The sequence below is a fragment of the Klebsiella sp. C360 genome (assembly GCF_048822415.1).
In the GTDB taxonomy this organism is placed as follows: domain Bacteria; phylum Pseudomonadota; class Gammaproteobacteria; order Enterobacterales; family Enterobacteriaceae; genus Klebsiella; species Klebsiella quasipneumoniae.
In genome coordinates, this window is the sequence record NZ_JBMEZZ010000009.1 from 137,763 (window position 1) to 159,722 (window position 21,960).

The window sequence follows — 21,960 nt, forward strand, 5'->3', positions numbered from 1 at the left end:
GCCATGTCTGAGAATACTTTTCTGGTGGAAATCGGCACTGAAGAGCTGCCACCAAAAGCGCTGCGCAGCCTGGCGGAATCTTTTGCTGCGAACGTGACCGCGGAGCTGGATAACGCCGGCCTCGCGCACGGTAAAGTGGAATGGTTTGCCGCCCCGCGTCGTCTGGCGCTGAAGGTGGCCAACCTGGCGGCGGCGCAAGCCGATCGCGAAGTGGAAAAACGCGGCCCGGCCGTTGCCCAGGCGTTCGATGCCGAAGGCAAGCCAAGCAAAGCGGCCGAAGGCTGGGCGCGCGGCTGCGGTATTACCGTCGATCAGGCCGAACGTCTGACTACGGACAAAGGCGAGTGGCTGCTGTATCGCGCCCATGTGAAGGGCGAAAGCACCGAAGCGCTGCTGCCGAACATGATTGCCAGCTCGCTGGCGAAGCTGCCGATCCCGAAACTGATGCGCTGGGGCGCGTCTGACGTCCACTTCGTGCGCCCGGTTCACACCGTCACGCTGCTGCTGGGCGACAAGGTGATCCCGGCTACTATCCTCGGTATCCCGTCCGATCGCGTGATCCGCGGCCATCGCTTTATGGGCGAGCCGGAATTCACCATCGACCATGCCGACCAGTACCCGCAGATCCTGCTGGAGCGCGGTAAAGTCATCGCCGATTACGAACAGCGTAAAGCCAAAATCAAAGCCGATGCGGAAGAGGCGGCGCGTAAGATTGGCGGTCAAGCCGATCTGAGCGAAAGCCTGCTGGAAGAAGTCACCTCGCTGGTGGAATGGCCGGTGGTGCTGACGGCGAAGTTCGAAGAAAAATTCCTCGCGGTGCCGTCTGAAGCGCTGGTTTACACCATGAAGGGCGACCAGAAGTACTTCCCGGTTTACGACAACGCCGGTAAGCTGCTGCCGAACTTTATCTTCGTCGCCAACATCGAGTCGAAAGATCCGCAGCAGATCATCTCCGGTAACGAGAAGGTGGTCCGTCCGCGTCTGGCCGACGCCGAGTTCTTCTTCAACACCGACCGTAAAAAACGTCTGGAAGACAACCTGCCGCGTCTGGAAACCGTGCTGTTCCAGCAGCAGCTGGGTACGCTGCGCGACAAGACCGATCGCATTCAGGCGCTGGCGGGCTGGATTGCCGAGCAGATTGGCGCTGACGTGAACCACGCGACCCGCGCGGGCCTGCTGTCCAAGTGCGACCTGATGACCAACATGGTCTTCGAGTTCACCGACACCCAGGGCGTGATGGGGATGCACTACGCGCGCCACGATGGCGAAGCGGAAGATGTGGCCGTGGCGCTGAACGAACAGTATCAGCCGCGCTTTGCCGGCGACGCGCTGCCGTCTAACCCGGTGGCCTGCGCGGTGGCGATTGCCGATAAGATGGACACCCTCGCGGGTATCTTCGGTATCGGCCAGCACCCGAAAGGCGATAAAGACCCGTTTGCGCTGCGCCGCGCCGCGCTGGGCGTCCTGCGTATCATCGTCGAGAAGAACCTGAACCTCGATCTGCAAACGCTGACCGAAGAAGCGGTGCGTCTGTACGGTGAGAAGCTGACCAACGCCAACGTGGTTGATGACGTGATCGACTTTATGCTGGGCCGCTTCCGCGCCTGGTATCAGGACGAAGGCTACGGCGTCGACACTATCCAGGCGGTACTGGCGCGTCGTCCAACCCGCCCGGCGGATTTCGATGCGCGCATGAAAGCCGTATCGCACTTCCGTACCCTGGAAGAGTCCTCCGCGCTGGCGGCGGCGAACAAACGTGTCTCCAACATCCTCGCGAAATCCGACGAGACGCTGAACGACATCGTTCACGCTTCCGTGCTGAAAGAAGCGGCGGAAATTAAGCTGGCGGGCAATCTGGTGGTGCTGCGCGACAAGCTGCAGCCGTACTTCGCCGCAGGCCGCTATCAGGATGCGCTGATTGAGCTGGCCGCCCTGCGCGAGCCGGTGGATGAGTTCTTCGAGAACGTGATGGTCAACGCCGAAGACAAAGATGTCCGCATCAACCGTCTGACGCTGCTGTCCAAACTGCGTGAACTGTTCCTGCAGGTGGCGGATATTTCTCTGCTGCAGTAAGCGTAGCGGTAATAATAAAAAACCTGCCTCAGGGCAGGTTTTTTTATACCTGAAATATAAGTAGTCGAACCGCTAATAATTCAGTCATTGATATTTTAATTATTTACATTGATCAATAAAAAATATTTTAAGAATATATAAACATAATTCCGTGAGGTATTTACGCTAGAATGGCGGCGGGTGCTTGAGACGGTGTGTCTCAGGTATTCAGCGGGAGACACACAGAGAAAAGCCCCACCTGATAGTAATCAAAGTGAGGCTCCCCTATGCATCAACACCATAAGAGTAGCCTCTTACTTGTTGAAAATCAACACGGGAGGCGAGGAATGCTGCGAAACTATCTGTTGTTTGGCTTAATAGTGATTTGCTTCACTGTTTTATTATTGACCTGGATGGTTCGTGATTCGCTATATGAATTACAGCTCAGGCAGGGAAATAGTGAGCTGGTGGCATTCTTAGCCTGTGATAGTAAACAGTAAGAGCATCTGGTGGGGATCTATCCCCACTATGCTTGCAGTGTCAGGCATTCTCAATGCACCCTTTCATTGTTCACCAAATAAATCATTTGCCTCCTGATATCAGGAGGCCTTTTTATTTTTAAACGATTGTTGAATTAAACGGGCTTGAAATTCATAGCGGAGTGTGGCTATCCTATGCCCCGACGAATCCCTCGTCTCACTGGAGCGCGCCCTACAAATGAACAAACACGACTGATGAACTTCACGCCTTACCTCGCAGACGTTGCGGGTAGGGGAGTATTGATTTCATTCAGGAGTGCTTATGGCTCATTGCGCCCACATCCCCGCTTTTGTTTTACATCAGGTCACCTGTCAGTTTGCGACGGGGCAGACCCTGTTTGGTCCTCTCAACGTCTCGCTGGAACCGTCCCTTTGCGGTCTGGTCGGCCGGAACGGCGTCGGTAAGTCGCGTCTGTTGCGCCTGCTGGCGGGCCTTGATTCTCCTGCCGGTGGCCATATCGAGCGCGCGGCTTCCATTGCCTGGGTGGCGCAGCAGCCGACGCTTACCCCGGAGACCACCCTCGCTACGCTGCTGGGCTATGCGCCGGTCTTTGACGCCTTGTTCCGCCTTGAACAGGGTCATGGACTGGTCGACGATTTCGAGCTATTGGATGGCCACTGGGATCTCCCCGATCGGCTGAGTTTAGCTTTCCGTGATGCCGGTCTCCCGCCGTTCTCTGCCGATCGTCCCGCTTTTTCACTCAGCGGCGGCGAGCGGATGAAGGCCCTGCTGTGCGGCGCCTTCGTCTCGGGCGCCGATTATCTGCTGCTGGATGAGCCCACCAACCATCTGGACAGTGAGGGGCGAGAGTGGCTCTATCAGCAACTGGAAAACTGGCACGGCGGAGCTTTGATCGCCAGCCACGATCGTCAACTGCTGGCGCGGATGCCGAGGATCATCGAGCTGACGCCGACGGCGCTGCGCAGCTACGGCGGCAACTATGACGAATATCAGCGGCAGCGCGAGGCGGAGCAGCAGGCGGCGCGCGCGGCGCTGGACCATGCGACGACCGAGCGGCGACGCACCCGCGCGCGAATGCAAAAAGAGCATGATGCTGCCCAGCGGCGCTCGGCGCAGACACTGCGTACCGTTGATACCCTGAATATCGCCTCTTTCGAACGCGTGAAGTACAAAGGCGCGGCAAAAGAGCGTCCGGGAACGCTGCGCCGTCAGCATCGTGAACAGAACAGCAGTCTGAATGGCGCTGTGCAGCAGGCGCGAGAGCGGGTGGAAGAGGATACGCCGGTGATGTTCACCCTGCCAGGCAGCGAAGTGGCGGCGGGCAAGCAGGTGCTGGTCGTGGAAGCATTGCAGCTCGCCCATTCCCCCGCTGCGCCGCTGGACTGGCGCGTGGATGGTCCGATGCGCGTCGCGCTGCGAGGGCCGAATGGCTGCGGCAAAACTACCTTGCTGAAAACGCTGCTGGGGCTGGAGCAGGCCGCCTCAGGCGATGTCCGGCTGTCGGTGAGCGCCGCTTATCTGGATCAACATCTGACGCAGCTGGATCTGTCGTTATCGGTGATAACGCATCTGAGCCTGGACGATACTCCGCTGGATGAGGGGCTGCTGCGGACCCGTCTGGCGCAGCTGCAGCTGGGCGCCGATAAGGTCAACCTGCCGCTGGCGGCGCTCAGCGGCGGCGAACGCCTGAAAGCGGCCCTGGCCTGCGTGCTCTGGCGACGCGATCCGGCCCAGCTGCTGTTGCTTGATGAGCCGACCAACCATCTCGATTTAGCGTCGACACAGGCCATTGAGTGTGCGCTGGCGACGTTTCCCGGCGCGTTGGTGGTGGTGTCGCATGACGAGGCGTTTCTGCAGGGGTTGAAACTCACCCACAGCCTGACGTGGGGGGAAACGGGCTGGCGCTTTGCCCGACTCTGAATGCCCGGCAGCCGCCATCGTATGCTGGCGGCGGCTGGCGACAGATAAAAAAAATCCCCGCCATCAGGCAGGGATTCTCGATTCTTAGCGGCTTGAACTTACAGAGAAGTTACGTTGCCAGCTGCCGGGCCTTTAGCGCCGCTTTCGATGGTGAAGGAGACTTTCTGACCTTCGTCCAGGGATTTGTAGCCATCGTTCTGGATAGCAGAGAAGTGTACGAACACGTCTTTAGAGCCATCGTCAGGAGTGATGAAGCCGAAGCCTTTGTCAGCGTTGAACCATTTTACGATACCAGTCATTTTACCGGACATAGTGAATTACCTTTAAAAAAATAAGTGAGCCTTGCGGCGTAGCGGTCTGGACTACAGATTTAAAGCGATAAAGGGAAAGTTCACTACGGGGGTATCTTTGGATAACCTTAGAAGGACTGCTCTATTCGACTGCTCTGTGGTCTGTACATCAAACCTGCGAGCATTAACGCACGTTCAGCACCTGATAGCAAACTTTTTTTTTACGGCGCAGCGGCAAAAGCTCCCTTACTGGCCCTTGCCGCTGCGCGCTGGATTAATCGAGTAACTGTCTTGAAAGCTGCGGATTGGCCTGAATCAGGCGCATTAATTTCAGCTCTGTGGGGGACGGTCTTACCCGTCTCGACTCCCACTCTCTTACCATGGCGACGCTCACGCCCATGGCGTTGGCGAAGTCGTCAATCTTAAGTCCAGTGCCTTTACGCAGCTGTTCAAATTCACTAAACACAGTGGACTTACGGTTTGAGGTAAGTGTCTGATTATCGTCCTTAAAAACGATGTGTTCCAGGCTGCTCAGCAGTTCAAACACGGGATCTTTATATTCCATTGAGAACTCCTTTTATCACACAGCGGAAGAGATTTTTCTAAAGCTCTTTAAGAATAGTCAGAAAAAGGCGTAAAGGATGGTAACGTCCGTGATTATTTGCCAGCAGGTTATCGAATCGGCCCCGTCAGCCAAACGGCAACGGGGCCTAAGAGAATGATTACTAACGCGATGGCGTGGCTTCGAAAATTTTTGTAAACGGATAAGAAAAAAGCGGCAAAGCCGGCGCGGGCAGCCGGCTTATCGATCAGGCTTTCTGCAGACCTCTCGCGTCCTCTGTCGCCACGGGCGCTGATTTACTGACCCGGTATTTAATCAGCAGCGCGATGGCTGACAGGAACGCCGGGATGGCCAGCAGGGTGAAAATGGTCTCAAAAGAGAGCTGGGCCTGCATCAGGAAGGCGCCGCTGAACGCACCGAGGATCCCGCCGAAGCGGCCGATACCCAGCATCCAGGCGACGCCGGTGGCGCGCCCTTGCGTCGGGTAGAAGCCTGCCGCCAGCGCCGGCATCGACGACTGCGCGCCGTTCATAATACTGCCGGCGATAAACACCATCACTCCCATCAGCGCCAGGCTGCTGGTGGAGAAGCCGACCAGACAGACGAAAACGCCGGTCAGCAGCCAGCCGACGGCCACTACCTTATTGGGGTTGATCTTGTCCATCAGGGCGCCGAGGATCAGCACGCCAATTCCGCCGCCGAGCGGGAACAGAGCGGTGATGATTGAGGCCTGACTCATTGATGCGCCGGTTTCACGGATCAGCAGCGGCAGCCAGCTGGTCAGGAGATAGAAGATCAGCAGACCCATGAAGTAGGTCAGGCACAGCATCACGGTACCCACTGCGTAGCGCGGGGAGAAAATGACGCCGATAGCCGACTTCTCTTTCACCTGGCCTGCTTCGCGCAGCTCAAATTCCACCGCCTCCGGCAGCGGCGCGATACGCCGCAGGATGGCGGCAATGCGCTGCGCCGGCTGACGCTTCACCACCAGATAGCGGGCGGACTCCGGCAGCAGGAAAATTAAAGCCACCGCCAGCAGGAGAGGCATCACGCCGCCCAGCACCAGCACGCTCTGCCAGCCATAGTGCGGGATCATCCAGGCGGATAAAAAGCCGCCCAGCGACGATCCCATCGGAAAGCCGACGAACATCAGGTTCACCAGCAGCGCCCGACGGCGCTCCGGCGCATATTCGCTCATTAACGTGGCGGCATTGGGCATCGCTGCGCCAAGGCCCAGGCCGGTCAGGAAGCGCAGCAGCGTCAGCTGGTTAAGGCTGGTGGCAAAGGCGGTGAGCAGGCTGAATCCGCCGAACACCACGATCGACATAATCAGCACTTTCTTGCGGCCGATACGATCAGCCAGCGGTCCCGCGGTTAACGCGCCGACGGCCAGGCCCACCAGCGCGGCGCTCATCACCGGGCCGAGGGCTGATTTTTCCACGCCCCACTCCTGGACCAGGTCGGAGGCGATGAATCCGATGATCGCGGTGTCGAACCCGTCCATCGCGACGGTGATGAAGCAGAGCGCGAGGATCATCCACTGGTAGCGGGTGAAGGGGTGCTCGTTGATAAAGGCCTGAATGTCGATGGTTGTCTTAGTCATACGGCTTTCCTGGCAGACTGAGCGAGGGACAGAGGTTTGTTATTATCGTCGCCTTCGCGTCATTGAGTTTGATTTGTGCGATAATCGAACGCATCGCCGTTAATCGCTCATTCATCAAATCATTGAAGCGCTGACCAGGCAATCCGGGCGCGCGCCAAAGCGTGCGATTATCGTCCGCTTCCGGGCGAGGCGCCGGTTGATGGATTTTTTGTTTAAATAATATCAATAAGTTACGTGATATGCGTCGGCCTGATTTAAAGCGCATATTTGTGATGCGCATAACAGACGCGCCAGGCGGCGATAGCGGCGTATGGAATGGCGTTTTTCCTGCGTAAGATTAGCAGTAAAGGGTATCCTGCGAGGCCGAGCTGGACTATCCTTGTCAGCGTCTGGCACGTGTGTGTCTTTGTGCGCTTTTTTTGGCTGAAAGGAGTAAAAAAATGGCGACAGGAAAGTCCTGCTCTCGCTGGTTTGCGGCTATGGCGGCCTTATTAATGGTGGTTAGCCTGAGTGGGTGTTTTGATAAAGAGGGCGATCAGCGCAAAGCGTTTATCGACTTCCTGCAGAATACGGCGATGCGTAGCGGTGAACGACTGCCGACGCTGACCGCCGATCAGAAAAAACAGTTTGGGCCGTTTGTCTCTGACTACGCGGTGATCTACGGCTACTCGCAGCAGGTGAGCCAGGCGATGGACGCTGGTCTGCGCCCGGTGGTGGATAGCGTCAATGCGATCCGCGTTCCGCAGGACTATATGACCCAGCGCGAGCCGCTGCGTCAGGCGAACGGCGCGCTGGGCGTGCTCAGCCAGCAGCTGCAGAATGCCAAAATGCAGGCTGATGCCGCGCATGGCGCTCTGAAGCAGGCTGACGATCTCAAGCCGGTCTTCGATCAAGTATACGCCAAGGTCGTCACCGCGCCAGCCGACGCGCTGCAGCCGCTGATCCCGGCCGCGCAGATCTTTACCCAGCAGCTGGTTCAGGTGGGGGATTTTGTCGCTCAGCAGGGGACCCAGGTGAGCTTTGTGGCCAACGGCATTCAGTTCCCGACCTCGCAGCAGGCCAGCCAGTATAATGCGCTGATTGGGCCGCTGGCGGCGCAGCATCAGGCGTTTAATCAGGCATGGACGGCGGCGGTGAACGCCACCCGCTAATGCCCCGTCTGGCTGACGTGAGCTGCGGCGAACGGGCTGGATGACGGACAGAATGCAAAAAGAACCCGGGGAGGGCGATGGCCGCCGCTACCCGGGTTTTTTTATGGCTTATTTTACCTGCGGATTGACGCAGTTTTTCTCGACCTTGCCGTTCAGGGCATCGATCAGGTTATCCACCGCGCAGGCCGCCATGTTGTAGCGCGTCTCATGGGTGGCGGAGCCGATATGCGGCAGCGCGACGACGTTCGGCAGGCTCAGCGGCGGCGAATCTTTAGCCAGCGGCTCGTGCTCGAAGACATCAAGGCCGGCAGCGTGAATCTCCCCCGCCTGCAGGGCGGCGATCAGCGCCTGCTCATCGACCACCGGGCCGCGCCCGGCGTTAATAAAGATGGCGGAAGATTTCATTTTGGCGAACTGCGCCTGACCGAACAGATGGTGGGTCTCTTCGCTCAGGGGCAGGATCAGGCAGACAAAATCGGCTGCCTGCAGCAGGGTATCGAGATCGCAATAGCGGGCGTTGAAGCGCTCTTCTGCCTGTGGATGCTGGCGGCGCGCGTTGTACAGGATCGGCATGCCGAACCCGAAGTGGGCGCGCTGCGCCAGCGCCATGCCGATGCGGCCCATGCCGACGATACCTAAGGTTTTATGGTGTACGTCGGTGCCGAACCAGTCTGGCCCAATGCTCTTCGTCCACTCGCCCGCTTTGACGCGCTCCGCCACTTCCACCACCCGGCGGGCGGTGCTCAGCACCAGCGCCATGATCGTGTCGGCGACGGTCTCGGTCAGCACGGTCGGGGTATGCATCAGCAGCACCCGGCGGGCGTTCAGCGCCTCGACGTCGAAGTTGTCATAGCCAACGGACACGGTGGAGGTCGCACGCAGCTTCGGCATCTTCTCCAGCAGCGCGGCGTCAACCTTTTCGCTGGAGCCCAGCAGGCCCTCAGCCTGGGCGAAGGCCTCAGCGTGCTGCGAAACGGTCTCCGGCCGCAGGTTTTTCACCTGAGTGACGGAAAAGTGCTCCTCCAGACGCTGTAGCAGGTCGTCGGGAAGCGTTTTATAGAGAATGACAGACGGCTTCATGCGAATCTCCGTAGTGTGAGTCGTTCAGGCGTGATGAGCGCCAAGTGGAAGGTTTTGATTATTAGCAGGCTTAACAATCAAAGTCAGCCATACTGAGGCGAAAAGCGCCACCCCCATAAAAATATAGGAAGCAGCGGGACTGCCGGTGGCGCCGTTCAGGTAGCCGACAAACCACGAGCCGCAGAAGGAGCCCAGGGCGCCCATGCTGTTGATCAGCGCCATCGCGCCGCCGGCGACGTTGCGTGGCAGCATTTCCGGAATAATGGCGAAGAAGGGGCCGTAAGGCGCATACATTGCCGCACCAGCCACCACCAGCAGGGTGTAAGAGACCCAGAAGTGGTTGGCGCCAACCGCCCAGGAGCCGATGAAGGCCAGTCCGCCAATCAGCAGCAGCGGCCAGACGAACAGTTTACGGTTCTGCATTTTATCGGAGGCCCAGGAGACCACGATCATGGCGATAGTCGCCGCCAGGTACGGAACCGAAGAGAGCCAGCCCACTTCCACCATCCCCATATTTTCGCCGCCGCTGCGGATAATCGACGGCAGCCACAGTACAAAACCGTACACGCCGATGCTCCAGGCAAAGTACTGAGCGCAGAGCAGGATCACGTTGCGGGAGCGGAAGGCCTCGCCATAGTTACGCACCGCTTTGATGCCCTGCTGTTCACGATCCAGTTGTTCCTGCAGCGCGGCTTTTTCACTCTCCGCCAGCCAGGATACCTGCGACGGTTTATCTTTCACCAGCACCCACCAGCAGAAGGCCCAGATCACCGCCGGCACCCCTTCGATGATGAACATTTCCCGCCAGCCGAAGGCCTGAATCAGGTAGCCGGAGACCACCGACATCCACAGGACCGTCACCGGGTTGCCGAGGATCAGGAAGGTATTGGCCCGCGAGCGCTCGGATTTGGTGAACCAGTTGCTGATATAGATCAGCATCGCCGGCATCACCGCCGCTTCGACGACGCCGAGGATAAAGCGAATGGCCGCCAGCGCCGGGATATTATGCACAATCCCGGTCAGGGAGGCGCAGCCGCCCCACAGGATCAGGCAGATAAAGATCAGTTTGCGAACGCTGCGGCGCTCCGCATAGATAGCGCCGGGGATCTGGAAGAAGTAGTAGCCGAGGAAGAACAGGGCCCCCAGCAGGGAGGAGATCCCCTTGGTGATGCCCAGGTCTTCGGTAATGCCTGCCGCGGAGGCGAAGCTGAAGTTGGCGCGGTCGAGGTACGCCAGGCTATACGTGATAAACACGATAGGCATGATGTACCACCAGCGTTTCGTTGCATTTGTTGAGCTATTCATAGGCTTGCCTCTGTCAATGAGGTGACATACGTCCGTCGAAACGGACGCTGCTGTGCCGCGCTGCAGGTAGGGTACAGGACGGCTGTTATGGTTGCGTATAAATGTTATTCGCCCAGCGCGTCGCGGGTGGGCAGCCCCTCGCTGTCGCCCTGGACCTGAATGGCCAGCGAACCGATTTTATTGCCGCGGTTCACCGCCTGAAGCAGGGTTTTGCCTTCCAGCAGGGCGCTAATGACCCCGACGGCAAAGCCATCGCCGGCGCCGACGGTATCGACGACGTTTTCGACTTTAATGGCATCAACCGTTCCCTGTTCGCCGCTGGCGCTCTTGAACCAGGCGCCGTCGCAGCCGGTTTTAATGACCACCGCCTTGACGCCGCGCGAGAGATAGAAATCGGCGATCCCCTCCGGGGTCTGCTGGCCGGTGAGGATGACGCCCTCTTTTAAGCCTGGCAAAACCCAGTCAGCCTGGAAGGCGAGACGGTTGAGTTTCTCCACCATCTCGGCTTCGCTTTTCCACAGCACCGGCCGCAGATTGGGGTCGAAAGAGAGGGTTTTGCCCTCGGCTTTCATGACCTTCGCCGCATGCTCCAGCAGCGCATATGAGCTTTCAGAGAGCGCGGCGGCCACACCGCTCAGGTGCAGATGACGGGCGCTGGTGAAGTAGTCGGCGCGAAAATCGTCCGGCGACAGATGGCTGGCGGCAGAACCTTTGCGGAAATATTCCACAATGGGATCGGTTCCATTTTCGACTTTCGATTTCATCTGGAAACCGGTAGCGAAGCGGTTGTCGATGGCGACAGCGTGGCTATCGATCCCCTCTTTCGCCAGCGATTGCAGTACGAAGCGGCCAAAGCTGTCGTTGCCGACGCGGCTGACCCAGCCGACCTTCAGACCCAGGCGCGCCAGGCCGGTGGCGACGTTCAGCTCAGCGCCGGCGACACGTTTCATAAAATGCTCCACCTCGGCCAGATCGCCGGTTTCGGTGGCGACAAACATGGCCATAGCTTCGCCGATGGTGATGACATCTAAATTTTCCACGGCTTATTCCTCGCGTAACAGGTTGACGTAGCGGCGGGTCACGGCCGTCAGGTCATGGCCAGTCAGCGGAAACTCGATTCCACGCGGCGCGTCGGCGGGAAGATTATCGAGCAGGGCCAGCCAGCGGTCGGCGGCCTGATCCGGCGGCACAGCGCGGAATTTCTCCTGATGCGGCTCCGCCGCTTTTACATGAATATAGCTGACCGCCGGCGCAAGATGGCGGGCGGCCTCTTCCGGCGAATCGCCGACCCACAGCCAGTTACCCATATCAAACGTTAAGGTGATCGGCAGCTGATGGACCCGACAGGCGGCTTTGAAGCGCTGCATCGGCGCCAGCTGGCCGCAGTCGGTCTGGTCATTCTCCACCACCAGCGCCATGCCGCTGTCGCTGAGGATATCGCGCAGTTCGTCGAGCTGCTGGTTGTGGCGGAAATGGCCAAGGGAGAGCTTCAGCCACAGGGCGTTAAGAGTCTGCGCTTCCGCGAGCAGCGTCGGGAGATGCGGGTTAAGCTCGCCGTTGTCGGCGAACAGCGCCTGGGGCGCGGAGTAGCAGGCCAGCAGGCCGTGGCGCTCAATGGTGGCGGCCAGCGTCGGCAGGGCGTTGAGCTCTTCGGCGCTGAACAGCTCGCGGCGGATTTCGACGCCGTCCGCGCCGGCATCGGCGATAAACGGCAGGACGGCGGCCTGGCCGCCTAAGGATTTAACATGGTCATTACCATACGCAGCGGTAACGACAATAATTTTTCTGGCCATCGCGCTCTTACTCCCGGCGTTTGTTGCTTAATCTCCTTATTACGCTAGATGGTATCGGTTCCATAAGAAAGGGCGAGATGTTTAATTTATGATCGGCATCACGAAGGATCGTTAACGGGAAGTTGATCCGCGGACGATAAGCTCGCCGGAGAAGACCCGCTCGCAGATGGGGTCGTTACTGCCAGCAATGCGCCGAATCACCTGTTCCACCGCCGCGTAGCCGATCTGCCACGTTGGCTGTTTGAGGGTGGTGATGCCGACGCCAGCCAGCTCCGCCCACTCCAGTTCGTCGAAGCCCAGCAGGCCGATATCGCTGCCCCAGATCAGGCCGACGCGCTTCAGGGCGCGGGCTACCTGCAGCGTCAGCGCGCCGTTGGCGGAGATCACCGCTTTGCGCATCCCGCGGTGGCGGGCGTGGAACTGGCGCAGGACGTTGTCCATCATCGCGCCGTCGTTGAGCTGCACTTCGGCGTTTTCGGCCACCACGCCGTGGTGGCGGGTGAGCGTGGCGCGGAAGGCGCTCAGGCGCTCGCGGCGGGTATTGACCGACCCCAGCGGTTCGCTAAGAAACAGGATGGCCTCAAAGCCTTTCTCCACCAGGTGTTCGGTGGCGGTGGTGGCGGCCTGGGCGTTATCAAGCCCGACCACATCGCAGGCGAAATCGGGGATTTTACGGTCAATCAGCACCATCGGCAGGGCCGACTGCTGCAGCCGGTTCAGGCCATCCTCCCGCATGCCGACCGCGTTGACGACGATGCCTTCCACCTGGTAGCTGCGCAGCAGGTCGAGGTAGTGCAGCTCCTGATCCAGCTCGTTATTGGTGTTACACACCAGCAGGGTGAAGCCCTTTTCCCGGCAGGCCGCTTCAATGCCGCTCATGACGTTGACCGAATAGGGGTTGGTGATATCGGCGATGATCAGGCCGATGAGGCGGGTTCGGCCGTGCTTGAGGCCGCGGGCCATCAGGCTGGGGCGGTAGTCGAGTTCGGCAATGGCTTGTTCAATACGTGATAACAGATCGTCGGAAAGCAGATGCTTCTCGCCGTTAAGATACCGTGAAATGCTGGTTTTGCCGGTCTTTGCGGCTTTCGCCACATCGCTAATGGTTGCACGCGCCGCTTTCGCCATGGTGGCTTCCTTTGCTGAAAATCTGCCAACACCTTAGCGCGAAAAATAGCGATATCAAGCATTTTGCCCGGCAGAGGCGCGGCCGGGCAACATGAGGATGCGCTTATTGCAGCGGGCTGAGGGTGATTTCCACGCGACGGTTCTGCGCCTTGCCTTCCGCCGTGCTGTTGCTGGCGATGGGGTTCGCCGGGCCCATGCCGGTGGTGCGAATGCGGTTGGCCGCCACGCCCTGGGTGATCAGCGCGCTGGCGACGCTGTCAGCACGCTGCTGCGACAGACGCATATTCAGGTCTTTACTGCCGGTGCTGTCGGTGTAGCCGACGACGTTAACGGCGGTTTTCTCATACTCTTTCAGCACCATGGCCACGCCGGTCAGGGTGTTGGCGCCGGCCGGTTTCAGGTTGGCGCTGTTGCTGTCGAAAGTGACGTTATTCGGCATGTTCAGCACGATGTTGTCACCATTTCGCGTCACGCTGACCCCGGTTCCCTGCATTTTGTCGCGCAGCTTCGCTTCCTGCACGTCCATGTAGTAGCCAATGCCGCCGCCCAGCGCCGCGCCTGCCGCTGCGCCAATCAGCGCGCCTTTGCCGCGGTCGTGTTTGGAGGAGGAAAGCGCGCCGACGCCAGCGCCCACTAAGGAGCCAATACCTGCGCCAATACCGGATTTGCCAGCTTCACGCTCACCGGTATAGGGGTTGGTGGTGCAGCCGGAAACGGCCAGGGTGCCGCTGACCAGAGCCGCAATCATAAGTACGCGTTTTTTCATTTAATGTCCTTAATCCTTTTTATTCTTTGCCACAGCGAACGTGACGGTTGATTATGACGCGCGAATACGTAGAAAATTCCCCGCATACCATCTCATTTTGTAAATAACATTGAACGGCGCCGATCGCGCCGTCACCACACCTGCCTTCGCTGACCAGGAGCCGCCTTTGCCAACCTCATCTGCAACCAAAACCATTTTAACCGCCGCCCACTGGGGACCGATGCTGGTGGAAACGGACGGGGAAAACGTCCTCTCCTCCCGCGGCGCGCTGGCGACGCCGTTTGCCAATTCGCTGCAAACGGCGGTGCGCGACCAGGTGCACAGCAAAACCCGCGTGCGCTACCCGATGGTGCGCAAAGGCTTTCTCGCCTCTCCGGACAAGCCCCTGGGGGTCCGCGGTCACGATGAATTTGTGCGGGTGAGCTGGGAGCAGGCGCTGGATCTGATCGATGCCCAGCATCGTCGGATCCGCGAAAGCTACGGACCGGCCTCCATTTTTGCCGGCTCCTACGGCTGGCGTTCTAACGGCGTCCTGCATAAGGCGGCCACCCTGCTGCAGCGCTATATGAGCCTGGCGGGCGGCTACACCGGCCATCTCGGGGATTACTCCACCGGCGCGGCGCAGGCGATCATGCCTTACGTCGTGGGGGGCAATGAGGTGTATCAGCAGCAGACCAGCTGGCCGCTGGTGCTGGAGCACAGCGAGGTAGTGGTGCTGTGGAGCGCCAACCCGCTGAACACGCTGAAAATTGCCTGGAACGCCTCCGACGAGCAGGGTATCCCGTGGTTCGACCGGCTGCGCCAGAGCGGCAAGCGCTTGATCTGCATCGATCCGATGCGATCGGAAACGGTCGATTTCTTTGGCGATTCGATGGAGTGGATCGCGCCGCATATGGGCACCGACGTCGCGTTGATGCTGGGTATCGCCCATACGCTGGTGGAGAATGGCTGGCAGGACGACGAGTTTCTTGCCCGCTGCGCCAGCGGCTACGAGATTTTTGCCCGCTATCTGACCGGCGAAAGCGACGGCGTGGCGAAAACCGCGGACTGGGCGGCGGCTATTTGCGGCGTCTCAGCTGATAAGATCCGCGAACTGGCGAAACTTTTCCACGAAAACACCACCATGCTGATGTCTGGCTGGGGCATGCAGCGCCAGCAGTATGGCGAGCAGAAACACTGGATGTTGGTCACCCTGGCCGCGATGCTGGGGCAGATTGGCACCCCGGGGGGCGGGTTTGGGCTTTCCTACCATTTCGCCAACGGCGGCAACCCGACCCGCCGCGCGGCGGTGCTGGGCTCGATGCAGGGGAGCGTGGCCGGAGGCGTGGACGCCGTGGAGAAGATCCCGGTCGCGCGGATTGTCGAGGCGCTGGAGAAACCGGGTGCGGAGTATCAGCACAACGGCATGGCGCGGCGCTTCCCCGATATTCGCTTTATCTGGTGGGCCGGCGGCGCCAACTTTACCCATCACCAGGATACCAATCGCCTGATTCAGGCCTGGCAGAAACCAGAGCTTATCGTCATCTCCGAATGCTTCTGGACCGCCGCCGCGCGTCATGCCGATATCGTTCTGCCGGCGACCACCTCGTTTGAGCGCAACGATCTGACGATGACCGGGGACTACAGCAATCAGCATCTGGTGCCGATGAAGCAGGTGGTCGCCCCGCGGGGTGAAGCGCGCGATGATTTCGCGGTCTTTGCCGACCTCAGCGAACGTTGGGAGGCGGGCGGCCGCGAGCGCTTTACCGAAGGGAAGAGCGATCTGCAGTGGCTGGAGACCTTCTATCAGATGGCCGCCCGGCGCGGCGCCCAGCAGCAGGTGACGCTGCCGCCGTTTGCCGAATTCTGGCAGGCTAACCAGCTGATTGAGATGCCGGAGGCGCCGGAGAATGCCCGTTTCATCCGCTTCGCCGCCTTCCGCGACGATCCCCTGGCCAACCCGCTGAAAACGGCGAGCGGTAAAATTGAGATCCACTCGCCGACCATCGCCGCCTTTGGCTACGCCGACTGCCCGCCGCACCCGATGTGGCTGGAGCCCGACGAGTGGCATGGCAACGCCGAGGCGGGGCAACTGCAGCTGCTGTCGGCCCATCCGGCACACCGTCTGCACAGTCAACTGAACTACTCCGCGCTGCGCGAACGCTATGCCGTCGCCGGACGCGAACCGTTGACTATTCATCCGCAGGATGCCCGGGCGCGGGGGATTGCCGATGGCGATCTGGTGCGGGTGTGGAACGCCCGCGGTCAGGTGCTGGCCGGCGCGGTGGTGACGGAGGGGATCCGCCCGGGGGTGATATGCCTGCATGAAGGGGCGTGGCCCGACCTGGATCCGGTGGCGGGCATCTGCAAAAACGGGGCGGTAAACGTCTTAACCAAAGATATCCCGACATCCCGTCTGGGCAACGGCTGTGCCGGGAACACCGCCCTGGCATGGCTGGAGAAATATACCGGCCCGGCGCTGCCGCTTACAGCATTTGATCCGCCGGCCAGCGCATAATCCAGGTGGGGTGCTGAGTATCATCCTGCCATGCGCAATCTTCAATGCGGAAGCCTTGCGCATGGTAGAAACTGACCGCTGATTCGTTTTTCTGATAAACCTCAAGGCTAAGCCAGGCGTAGTGCTGCTTGACTTCATCCAGCAGCGCCCGGCCAATGCCCTGGCGGATGGCGTCCGGCGCGACGAACAGCGCGCCGACGAAGCGGGACTCCAGCACGCTGACAAAGCCTTTTAGCTCTCCGTCACGCTCCCAGACCCAGGTGCTGGCGGCGGGAAGATAGACGTCCCGTACCACCGCGACGCTGTCGCGCCAGTAGCTTTCGCTGATAAAGGGATGGGCATGGATCGTACTATCCAGCCACAGGGCCAGCAGCGGTGTATTATCTTTAGCGACCCACTTGCGGATCATCCTGACCTCCCGGGTGACAGAAGCAGCCGGTGACATGGTCGTTGACCAGCCCGCAGGCCTGCATAAAAGAGTAACAGATCGTCGAACCGACAAACTTAAAGCCGCGTTTTTTCAACGCTTTAGAAAGCGCATCAGAGGCCGGCGTCGTGGTCGGGATCTCCGCCAGCGTCGCCGCGCGGGTGACCTGCGGCGCATTGTCGACGAAAGACCAGACAAAATCAGTGAACGACTCGCCATTTTCCTCCATCGCCAGATACGCCCGGGCGTTGCCGATAATGGCCTGGATTTTTCCCCGATGGCGGATAATCCCGGTATCCTGTAGCAGCCGCTCGACATCATCGTCCCCCATCGCCGCCACGCGCACCGGATCGAACTGGTGAAAAGCCTGGCGATAGTTCTGCCGTTTTTTTAACACCGTGATCCACGACAACCCGGCCTGCTGGCCTTCAAGGCAGATCATTTCAAACAGCCGCTGGGACGCTTTTTGCGCGACGCCCCATTCGGTATCGTGATACTCGATATATAACGGATCCTGACTCACCCATCCGCAACGCTGCATAGCTATTTCTCCCTTTGCGCTAAAAAAGTGGACGCCCCGGCTTGACGACTGAAAGATAAAGATAATAGTTAATACAGGGAAATCGTATCCCCAAAAAAACACAGCAATAATGCCGATTCGGCTCTTTTCTGGAGTCGCATTAATGATAATAAAGAAATGCAATGGCCTCCGGGGGTTCTTGTTCCCGGTGTGCGTATCCGTCTGGGTATCGTGTGTCTCTGGAGCGAATGCCTGGCAACAGGAATATATCGCTATCGATACAAAAAGTAATACGTCGGAACGTTATACATGGGATAGCGATCACCAACCACGCTATGAAGATATCCTCGCCGAGCGGATGAAGTCGTCTGAAACGCCGGGCGGACTGGCGTTAAACCAGGGGCTGGCGCCGCCGGACAGCAGCCGTGGGATGAGCGTCGGCTGGAATTATCTGCTGGCAAACGGCATGACCTCCGGGCCGGTGGCCAGCCTGCGCAGCGACTACAGCGCGCCGGCGACGAAAAGCGTTGGCGAGACGGGATATGTCAACACGCTCGGCTGGCGTATGGATTATCAGTCGCTGTGGGGCGTGCACCCCTGGGCTCAGGTGAGCTATAACCAGTCGCTCGCCAGCGATGCCTGGTCGCCGACCACTCGCGCCAGAGAGGGCGGCTGGAGTGATGTCACCCTGGGCGCCGATATGCCGCTGGGATCGCATGTGGCGGCATGGGCCACCCTGTCGCAGGCGGATAATGTCCCGTCGGGGGAAAATACGCTCTATCTGATGGGGGTCAGCGCCAACTTTTGAGCGGGGATTGTTACGCGTTTGAAACGATGCGGTTATTGTTAAATCTCAGTAATGGCGCATTTCTGTGAGATAGCGCACACTAACTTTTTTGCTGATATTCGCGGAATGAATGTCATGCAATGCCATTCATTCCGCCATTAATGCATTTCATTCCCTGCTGATGGCAGTTCATGCCTTTTTCCCCCACTGGATGAGGGGCCTTCGCTATTGTGGCGGCAGTTAATTTATCAGGACAACTGCTATGAACGCTGCAAACCGTCAATCGACCCGCTGGCTTACGCTTATCGGCACCATCATCACCCAATTCGCTCTCGGTTCGGTTTATACCTGGAGCCTGTTTAACAGTTCACTGTCTGACAAATTGGGCGAACCGGTCAGCCAGGTCGCCTTCTCCTTTGGCCTGCTGAGCCTCGGGCTGGCGCTCTCCTCGTCGGTCGCCGGCAAGCTGCAGGAGCGTTTCGGCGTGAAGCGCGTCACCATGGCCTCCGGGATCCTGCTCGGACTGGGCTTCTTCCTGACCGCGCACTCCAACAGCCTGATGATGCTGTGGCTGAGCGCGGGCGTGCTGGTGGGGCTGGCGGACGGCGCCGGTTATCTGCTGACCCTGTCGAACTGCGTGAAGTGGTTCCCGGAACGCAAAGGGCTGATTTCCGCCTTCTCCATCGGTTCCTATGGTCTCGGCAGCCTGGGGTTCAAATTCATTGATACTCATCTGCTGGCCACCGTCGGTCTGGAAAAAACCTTCGTCATCTGGGGCGCTATCGTGCTGGTGATGATCGTCTTTGGCGCGACCCTGATGAAAGATGCGCCAAATCATACGGCGACCACCGCGGCCAACGGCGTCGTGGAAAATGACTTTACTCTCGCCGAATCGATGCGTAAACCGCAGTACTGGATGCTGGCGGTGATGTTCCTGACGGCCTGCATGAGCGGTCTGTATGTGATTGGCGTGGCGAAAGATATCGCGCAGGGGATGGTCCATCTGGATGTCGCCACGGCGGCCAATGCGGTAACGGTTATCTCAATCGCTAACCTTAGCGGTCGCCTGGTGTTAGGTATCCTGTCCGATAAAATCTCCCGCATTCGCGTGATCACCCTCGGTCAGGTGGTGTCGCTGGTGGGGATGGCCGCGCTGCTGTTCGCTCCGCTGAATGCCATGACCTTTTTCGCCGCGATTGCCTGCGTCGCCTTTAACTTCGGCGGAACCATCACCGTCTTCCCGTCGCTGGTCAGTGAATTCTTCGGTCTGAACAACCTGGCGAAAAATTATGGCGTCATTTATCTGGGCTTTGGTATCGGCAGCATCTGCGGTTCCCTCATCGCTTCGCTGTTCGGGGGCTTCTACGTCACCTTCTGCGTGATCTTCGCTCTGCTGATTATTTCGCTGGCGCTTTCCACCACCATTCGTCAGCCGAAAGGCAGTGTCTATAGCGAGGCGCACGCCTGAAACCTACAGCGTGAAACGTGCCCCTGATTAATACCCTAAGCAAATAGTGCCAATCCAGCCAAATGTTTTGTAAATGTTTGGCTGGATCACATTCCCTCCTGATACTTTTCCCGTTCCCTGTGGTCTACTTATCGCGCTTTGTAGAGGTTTCTGATAACCAACCCTAACGCACCCTATTAGCCTACTGACTCATGCCACAGCGTCAGGCGGTGTTTTATTCTTCTTTTTCCAGGTTTGCTTGCATGAAATATATTAGAACGATGACGCAGCAGAAGCTTAGTTTTTGGCTGGCGCTGTACATCGGCTGGTTTATGAACGTCGCCGTTTTTTTTCGGCGTTTCGATGGTTATGCTCAAGAGTTCACTTTCTGGAAAGGGCTTTCCGGTGTCGTTGAACTGGTGGCCACGGTCTTTGTCACCTTCTTCCTGTTACGTCTTCTGTCGCTGTTCGGCCGCCGTATCTGGCGCATTCTGGCGACGCTGATTGTTCTGTTTTCCGCCGCCGCCAGTTATTACATGACGTTCCTCAACGTGGTGATTGGCTACGGGATTATCGCCTCGGTGATGACCACCGATATCGACCTGTCGAAAGAGGTCATCGGCTGGCATCTGATCCTCTGGCTGGCGGCGGTGAGCGCCCCGCCGCTGCTGTTTATCTGGAGCAACCGTTGCCGTCATACGCTGCTGCGCCAACTGCGTACCCCGGGCCAGCGGGTTAAAAACGTGCTGATCGTGGTGCTGGCCGGCCTCATCGTCTGGGGCCCCATCCGCCTGCTTGAGCTGCGCCAACACGATGTAGAGCGCCATTCTGAAGTGGATATGCCGAGCTACGGCGGGGTGATCGCCAACTCCTACCTGCCATCGAACTGGCTGTCGGCGCTGGGGCTGTACGCCTGGGCGCAGGTGGATGAATCCTCAGACAACAAATCGCTGATTAACCCGGCGAAGAAATTTACCTACGTCGCCCCGGAAGGGCTCGATGACACCTACGTGGTGTTTATCATTGGCGAAACCACCCGCTGGGATCATATGGGCATCCTCGGCTATAGCCGCAACACTACGCCAGAGCTGGCGAAAGAGAAGAATCTGGTCGCCTTCCGCGGCTACTCGTGCGATACCGCCACCAAGCTGTCGTTACGCTGCATGTTTGTGCGTCAGGGCGGGGCAGAGGATAATCCGCAGCGGACCCTCAAAGAGCAGAACGTCTTTGCGGTGCTGCATCAACTGGGCTTCAGCGGCAATCTGTACGCCATGCAGAGTGAGATGTGGTTCTACAGCAACACGATGGCCAACAATATCGCCTATCGCGAGCAGATTGGCGCCGAACCGCGTAACCGCGGCAAGAGCGTTGACGATATGCTGCTGGTGGATGAGATGAAGCGCGGTATGGCGCAGGGCAATGCCTCCGGTAAGCACCTGATCATCCTCCATACTAAAGGCTCGCACTTTAACTATACCCAACGCTATCCGCGCAGCTTCGCCCAGTGGAAGCCGGAGTGTGTCGGCGTCGACAACAAATGTTCTAAAGCGGAGCTGATTAACTCCTACGACAACAGCGTGACCTATGTCGATCACTTTATCGTCAGCGTCCTCGACCAGCTGCGGGATAAGAAAGCGATTGTGTTCTATGCCGCCGACCATGGCGAGTCGATTAACGAGCGCGAACATCTGCACGGTACGCCGCGCAAAATGGCGCCGCCGGAACAGTTCCGTGTGCCGATGATGGTCTGGATGTCGGATAAATATCTGGAGAATCCCGATCATGCCGCCGCGTTCGCCCATCTGCAGCAGCAGGCCGCGATGAAGGTGCCGCGACGCCACGTTGAGCTGTACGACACCATTATGGGCTGCCTCGGCTATACCTCGCCGGATGGCGGGATCAACGAGAACAACAACTGGTGTCGCGTGCCGGCTTCGAAGAAAGCGGCGAAGGAATAGCAATAGTGGCGAGATTCTCGCCGCTTGATTGATTTTTTGCTAATAAGGCATTGACGGGGGTGCATCCCAGCAGTAAGATGCGCCCCGCATTCGGTGATTGGCGCAGCCTGGTAGCGCACTTCGTTCGGGACGAAGGGGTCGGAGGTTCGAATCCTCTATCACCGACCAAATTC

20 protein-coding genes and 1 tRNA gene are annotated in these 21,960 nt (G+C 58.8%); 9 read left to right on the plus strand and 12 right to left on the minus strand.

The window, feature by feature from the left end; translation table 11 throughout:
* Positions 1-3: 3 nt before the first annotated feature.
* From glyS to ACOI7D_RS21275, 3 genes are all read left to right on the plus strand, one after another.
* Entirely contained in the window at positions 4-2,073 is a 2,070-nt protein-coding gene (gene glyS, locus ACOI7D_RS21265; RefSeq protein ID WP_023291325.1) for a glycine--tRNA ligase subunit beta, read from the plus strand.
* A 326-nt stretch (positions 2,074-2,399) separates the two neighbouring features.
* The gene (gene hokA / locus ACOI7D_RS21270) at positions 2,400-2,552 is read left to right on the plus strand and encodes a type I toxin-antitoxin system toxin HokA (RefSeq protein ID WP_109546822.1); all 153 of its coding nucleotides are present in this window, start codon (positions 2,400-2,402) and stop codon (positions 2,550-2,552) included.
* A gap of 301 nt (positions 2,553-2,853) precedes the next feature.
* Positions 2,854-4,473, plus strand: a complete 1,620-nt coding sequence (locus ACOI7D_RS21275) for an ATP-binding cassette domain-containing protein (RefSeq protein ID WP_060589846.1) — start codon at positions 2,854-2,856, stop codon at positions 4,471-4,473.
* A 98-nt stretch (positions 4,474-4,571) separates the two neighbouring features.
* On the opposite strand, the gene cspE is transcribed toward ACOI7D_RS21275, so the two are convergent.
* From cspE to ACOI7D_RS21295, 4 genes are all read right to left on the minus strand, one after another.
* Positions 4,572-4,784 carry an RNA chaperone/antiterminator CspA gene (gene cspE, locus ACOI7D_RS21280; RefSeq protein ID WP_000014594.1) on the minus strand — a complete coding sequence of 71 codons (213 nt, stop codon included), beginning with the start codon at positions 4,782-4,784 and terminating at the stop codon, positions 4,572-4,574.
* A 253-nt stretch (positions 4,785-5,037) separates the two neighbouring features.
* A complete protein-coding gene (locus tag ACOI7D_RS21285; RefSeq protein WP_004205010.1) occupies positions 5,038-5,328 on the minus strand; it encodes an HTH-type transcriptional regulator in 291 nt (96 codons plus the stop codon).
* Positions 5,329-5,572: 244 nt separating this feature from the next.
* Positions 5,573-6,928, minus strand: a complete 1,356-nt coding sequence (locus ACOI7D_RS21290; protein WP_023291321.1) for an MFS transporter — start codon at positions 6,926-6,928, stop codon at positions 5,573-5,575.
* Complete coding sequence (locus ACOI7D_RS21295) at positions 6,921-7,208, minus strand: hypothetical protein (protein ID WP_109546823.1); 288 nt, start codon at positions 7,206-7,208, stop codon at positions 6,921-6,923. The genes ACOI7D_RS21290 and ACOI7D_RS21295 overlap by 8 nt, the downstream gene beginning before the upstream one ends.
* A gap of 160 nt (positions 7,209-7,368) precedes the next feature.
* Here ACOI7D_RS21295 and ACOI7D_RS21300 point away from each other — a divergent pair, with 160 nt between their 5' ends.
* Positions 7,369-8,079 carry a DUF3053 domain-containing protein gene (locus ACOI7D_RS21300; protein ID WP_002921929.1) on the plus strand — a complete coding sequence of 237 codons (711 nt, stop codon included), beginning with the start codon at positions 7,369-7,371 and terminating at the stop codon, positions 8,077-8,079.
* A gap of 108 nt (positions 8,080-8,187) precedes the next feature.
* Here the strand turns inward: ACOI7D_RS21300 and ghrB are convergent, their stop codons facing one another.
* The 6 genes from ghrB to ACOI7D_RS21330 form a co-directional block, all read right to left on the minus strand.
* Complete coding sequence (ghrB, locus tag ACOI7D_RS21305; RefSeq protein ID WP_244341725.1) at positions 8,188-9,159, minus strand: glyoxylate/hydroxypyruvate reductase GhrB; 972 nt, start codon at positions 9,157-9,159, stop codon at positions 8,188-8,190.
* 24 nt (positions 9,160-9,183) lie between these two features.
* Positions 9,184-10,464, minus strand: a complete 1,281-nt coding sequence (locus ACOI7D_RS21310; protein ID WP_109546825.1) for an MFS transporter — start codon at positions 10,462-10,464, stop codon at positions 9,184-9,186.
* A 104-nt stretch (positions 10,465-10,568) separates the two neighbouring features.
* Positions 10,569-11,504, minus strand: coding sequence for a sugar kinase (locus tag ACOI7D_RS21315; RefSeq protein WP_008806889.1), 936 nt, complete (start codon positions 11,502-11,504; stop codon positions 10,569-10,571).
* A 3-nt stretch (positions 11,505-11,507) separates the two neighbouring features.
* The gene (locus ACOI7D_RS21320) at positions 11,508-12,257 is read right to left on the minus strand and encodes a sugar phosphate isomerase/epimerase family protein (protein WP_049013063.1); all 750 of its coding nucleotides are present in this window, start codon (positions 12,255-12,257) and stop codon (positions 11,508-11,510) included.
* 111 nt (positions 12,258-12,368) lie between these two features.
* Positions 12,369-13,385, minus strand: a complete 1,017-nt coding sequence (locus ACOI7D_RS21325) for a LacI family DNA-binding transcriptional regulator (RefSeq protein WP_023291318.1) — start codon at positions 13,383-13,385, stop codon at positions 12,369-12,371.
* Positions 13,386-13,488: 103 nt separating this feature from the next.
* Positions 13,489-14,151 (minus strand): OmpA family lipoprotein, encoded by a 663-nt coding sequence (locus tag ACOI7D_RS21330; protein WP_023291317.1) that lies wholly within the window; start codon positions 14,149-14,151, stop codon positions 13,489-13,491.
* A gap of 166 nt (positions 14,152-14,317) precedes the next feature.
* Here ACOI7D_RS21330 and ACOI7D_RS21335 point away from each other — a divergent pair, with 166 nt between their 5' ends.
* A complete protein-coding gene (locus ACOI7D_RS21335) occupies positions 14,318-16,648 on the plus strand; it encodes a molybdopterin guanine dinucleotide-containing S/N-oxide reductase (RefSeq protein ID WP_109546826.1) in 2,331 nt (776 codons plus the stop codon).
* Here the strand turns inward: ACOI7D_RS21335 and ACOI7D_RS21340 are convergent.
* A complete protein-coding gene (locus tag ACOI7D_RS21340) occupies positions 16,617-17,057 on the minus strand; it encodes an N-acetyltransferase (RefSeq protein ID WP_032454332.1) in 441 nt (146 codons plus the stop codon). The genes ACOI7D_RS21335 and ACOI7D_RS21340 overlap by 32 nt on opposite strands.
* The gene (tag, locus tag ACOI7D_RS21345) at positions 17,035-17,616 is read right to left on the minus strand and encodes a DNA-3-methyladenine glycosylase I (protein WP_064158048.1); all 582 of its coding nucleotides are present in this window, start codon (positions 17,614-17,616) and stop codon (positions 17,035-17,037) included. The genes ACOI7D_RS21340 and tag overlap by 23 nt, the downstream gene beginning before the upstream one ends.
* A gap of 142 nt (positions 17,617-17,758) precedes the next feature.
* On the opposite strand from tag, the gene ACOI7D_RS21350 reads away from it, so the two are divergent.
* The 4 genes from ACOI7D_RS21350 (at position 17,759) to ACOI7D_RS21365 (ending at position 21,955) form a co-directional block, all read left to right on the plus strand.
* Positions 17,759-18,403: a lipase gene (locus ACOI7D_RS21350; RefSeq protein ID WP_023291313.1), complete on the plus strand. Its 645-nt coding sequence runs from the start codon at positions 17,759-17,761 to the stop codon at positions 18,401-18,403.
* 241 nt (positions 18,404-18,644) lie between these two features.
* Positions 18,645-19,850, plus strand: a complete 1,206-nt coding sequence (locus ACOI7D_RS21355; protein ID WP_023291312.1) for an MFS transporter — start codon at positions 18,645-18,647, stop codon at positions 19,848-19,850.
* A 242-nt stretch (positions 19,851-20,092) separates the two neighbouring features.
* Entirely contained in the window at positions 20,093-21,787 is a 1,695-nt protein-coding gene (eptB, locus tag ACOI7D_RS21360; protein ID WP_023291311.1) for a kdo(2)-lipid A phosphoethanolamine 7''-transferase, read from the plus strand.
* Positions 21,788-21,878: 91 nt separating this feature from the next.
* Positions 21,879-21,955 (plus strand) — tRNA-Pro (locus ACOI7D_RS21365).
* Positions 21,956-21,960 lie beyond the last annotated feature (5 nt).

Bases quoted from the DNA above. Each gene is read 5' to 3' on its own strand.
- cspE (WP_000014594.1), bottom strand. From the start codon at position 4,784: ATGTCCGGTAAAATGACTGGTATCGTAAAATGGTTCAACGCTGACAAA.
- ghrB (WP_244341725.1), bottom strand. From the start codon at position 9,159: ATGAAGCCGTCTGTCATTCTCTATAAAACGCTTCCCGACGACCTGCTA.
- ACOI7D_RS21310 (WP_109546825.1), bottom strand. From the start codon at position 10,464: ATGAATAGCTCAACAAATGCAACGAAACGCTGGTGGTACATCATGCCT.
- ACOI7D_RS21275 (WP_060589846.1), top strand. From the start codon at position 2,854: ATGGCTCATTGCGCCCACATCCCCGCTTTTGTTTTACATCAGGTCACC.
- ACOI7D_RS21330 (WP_023291317.1), bottom strand. From the start codon at position 14,151: ATGAAAAAACGCGTACTTATGATTGCGGCTCTGGTCAGCGGCACCCTG.
- tag (WP_064158048.1), bottom strand. From the start codon at position 17,616: ATGCAGCGTTGCGGATGGGTGAGTCAGGATCCGTTATATATCGAGTAT.
- ACOI7D_RS21325 (WP_023291318.1), bottom strand. From the start codon at position 13,385: ATGGCGAAAGCGGCGCGTGCAACCATTAGCGATGTGGCGAAAGCCGCA.
- ACOI7D_RS21285 (WP_004205010.1), bottom strand. From the start codon at position 5,328: ATGGAATATAAAGATCCCGTGTTTGAACTGCTGAGCAGCCTGGAACAC.
- ACOI7D_RS21340 (WP_032454332.1), bottom strand. From the start codon at position 17,057: ATGATCCGCAAGTGGGTCGCTAAAGATAATACACCGCTGCTGGCCCTG.
- ACOI7D_RS21320 (WP_049013063.1), bottom strand. From the start codon at position 12,257: ATGGCCAGAAAAATTATTGTCGTTACCGCTGCGTATGGTAATGACCAT.
- glyS (WP_023291325.1), top strand. From the start codon at position 4: ATGTCTGAGAATACTTTTCTGGTGGAAATCGGCACTGAAGAGCTGCCA.
- ACOI7D_RS21355 (WP_023291312.1), top strand. From the start codon at position 18,645: ATGAACGCTGCAAACCGTCAATCGACCCGCTGGCTTACGCTTATCGGC.
- eptB (WP_023291311.1), top strand. From the start codon at position 20,093: ATGAAATATATTAGAACGATGACGCAGCAGAAGCTTAGTTTTTGGCTG.
- ACOI7D_RS21350 (WP_023291313.1), top strand. From the start codon at position 17,759: ATGATAATAAAGAAATGCAATGGCCTCCGGGGGTTCTTGTTCCCGGTG.
- ACOI7D_RS21300 (WP_002921929.1), top strand. From the start codon at position 7,369: ATGGCGACAGGAAAGTCCTGCTCTCGCTGGTTTGCGGCTATGGCGGCC.
- ACOI7D_RS21295 (WP_109546823.1), bottom strand. From the start codon at position 7,208: ATGCGCATCACAAATATGCGCTTTAAATCAGGCCGACGCATATCACGT.
- hokA (WP_109546822.1), top strand. From the start codon at position 2,400: ATGCTGCGAAACTATCTGTTGTTTGGCTTAATAGTGATTTGCTTCACT.
- ACOI7D_RS21290 (WP_023291321.1), bottom strand. From the start codon at position 6,928: ATGACTAAGACAACCATCGACATTCAGGCCTTTATCAACGAGCACCCC.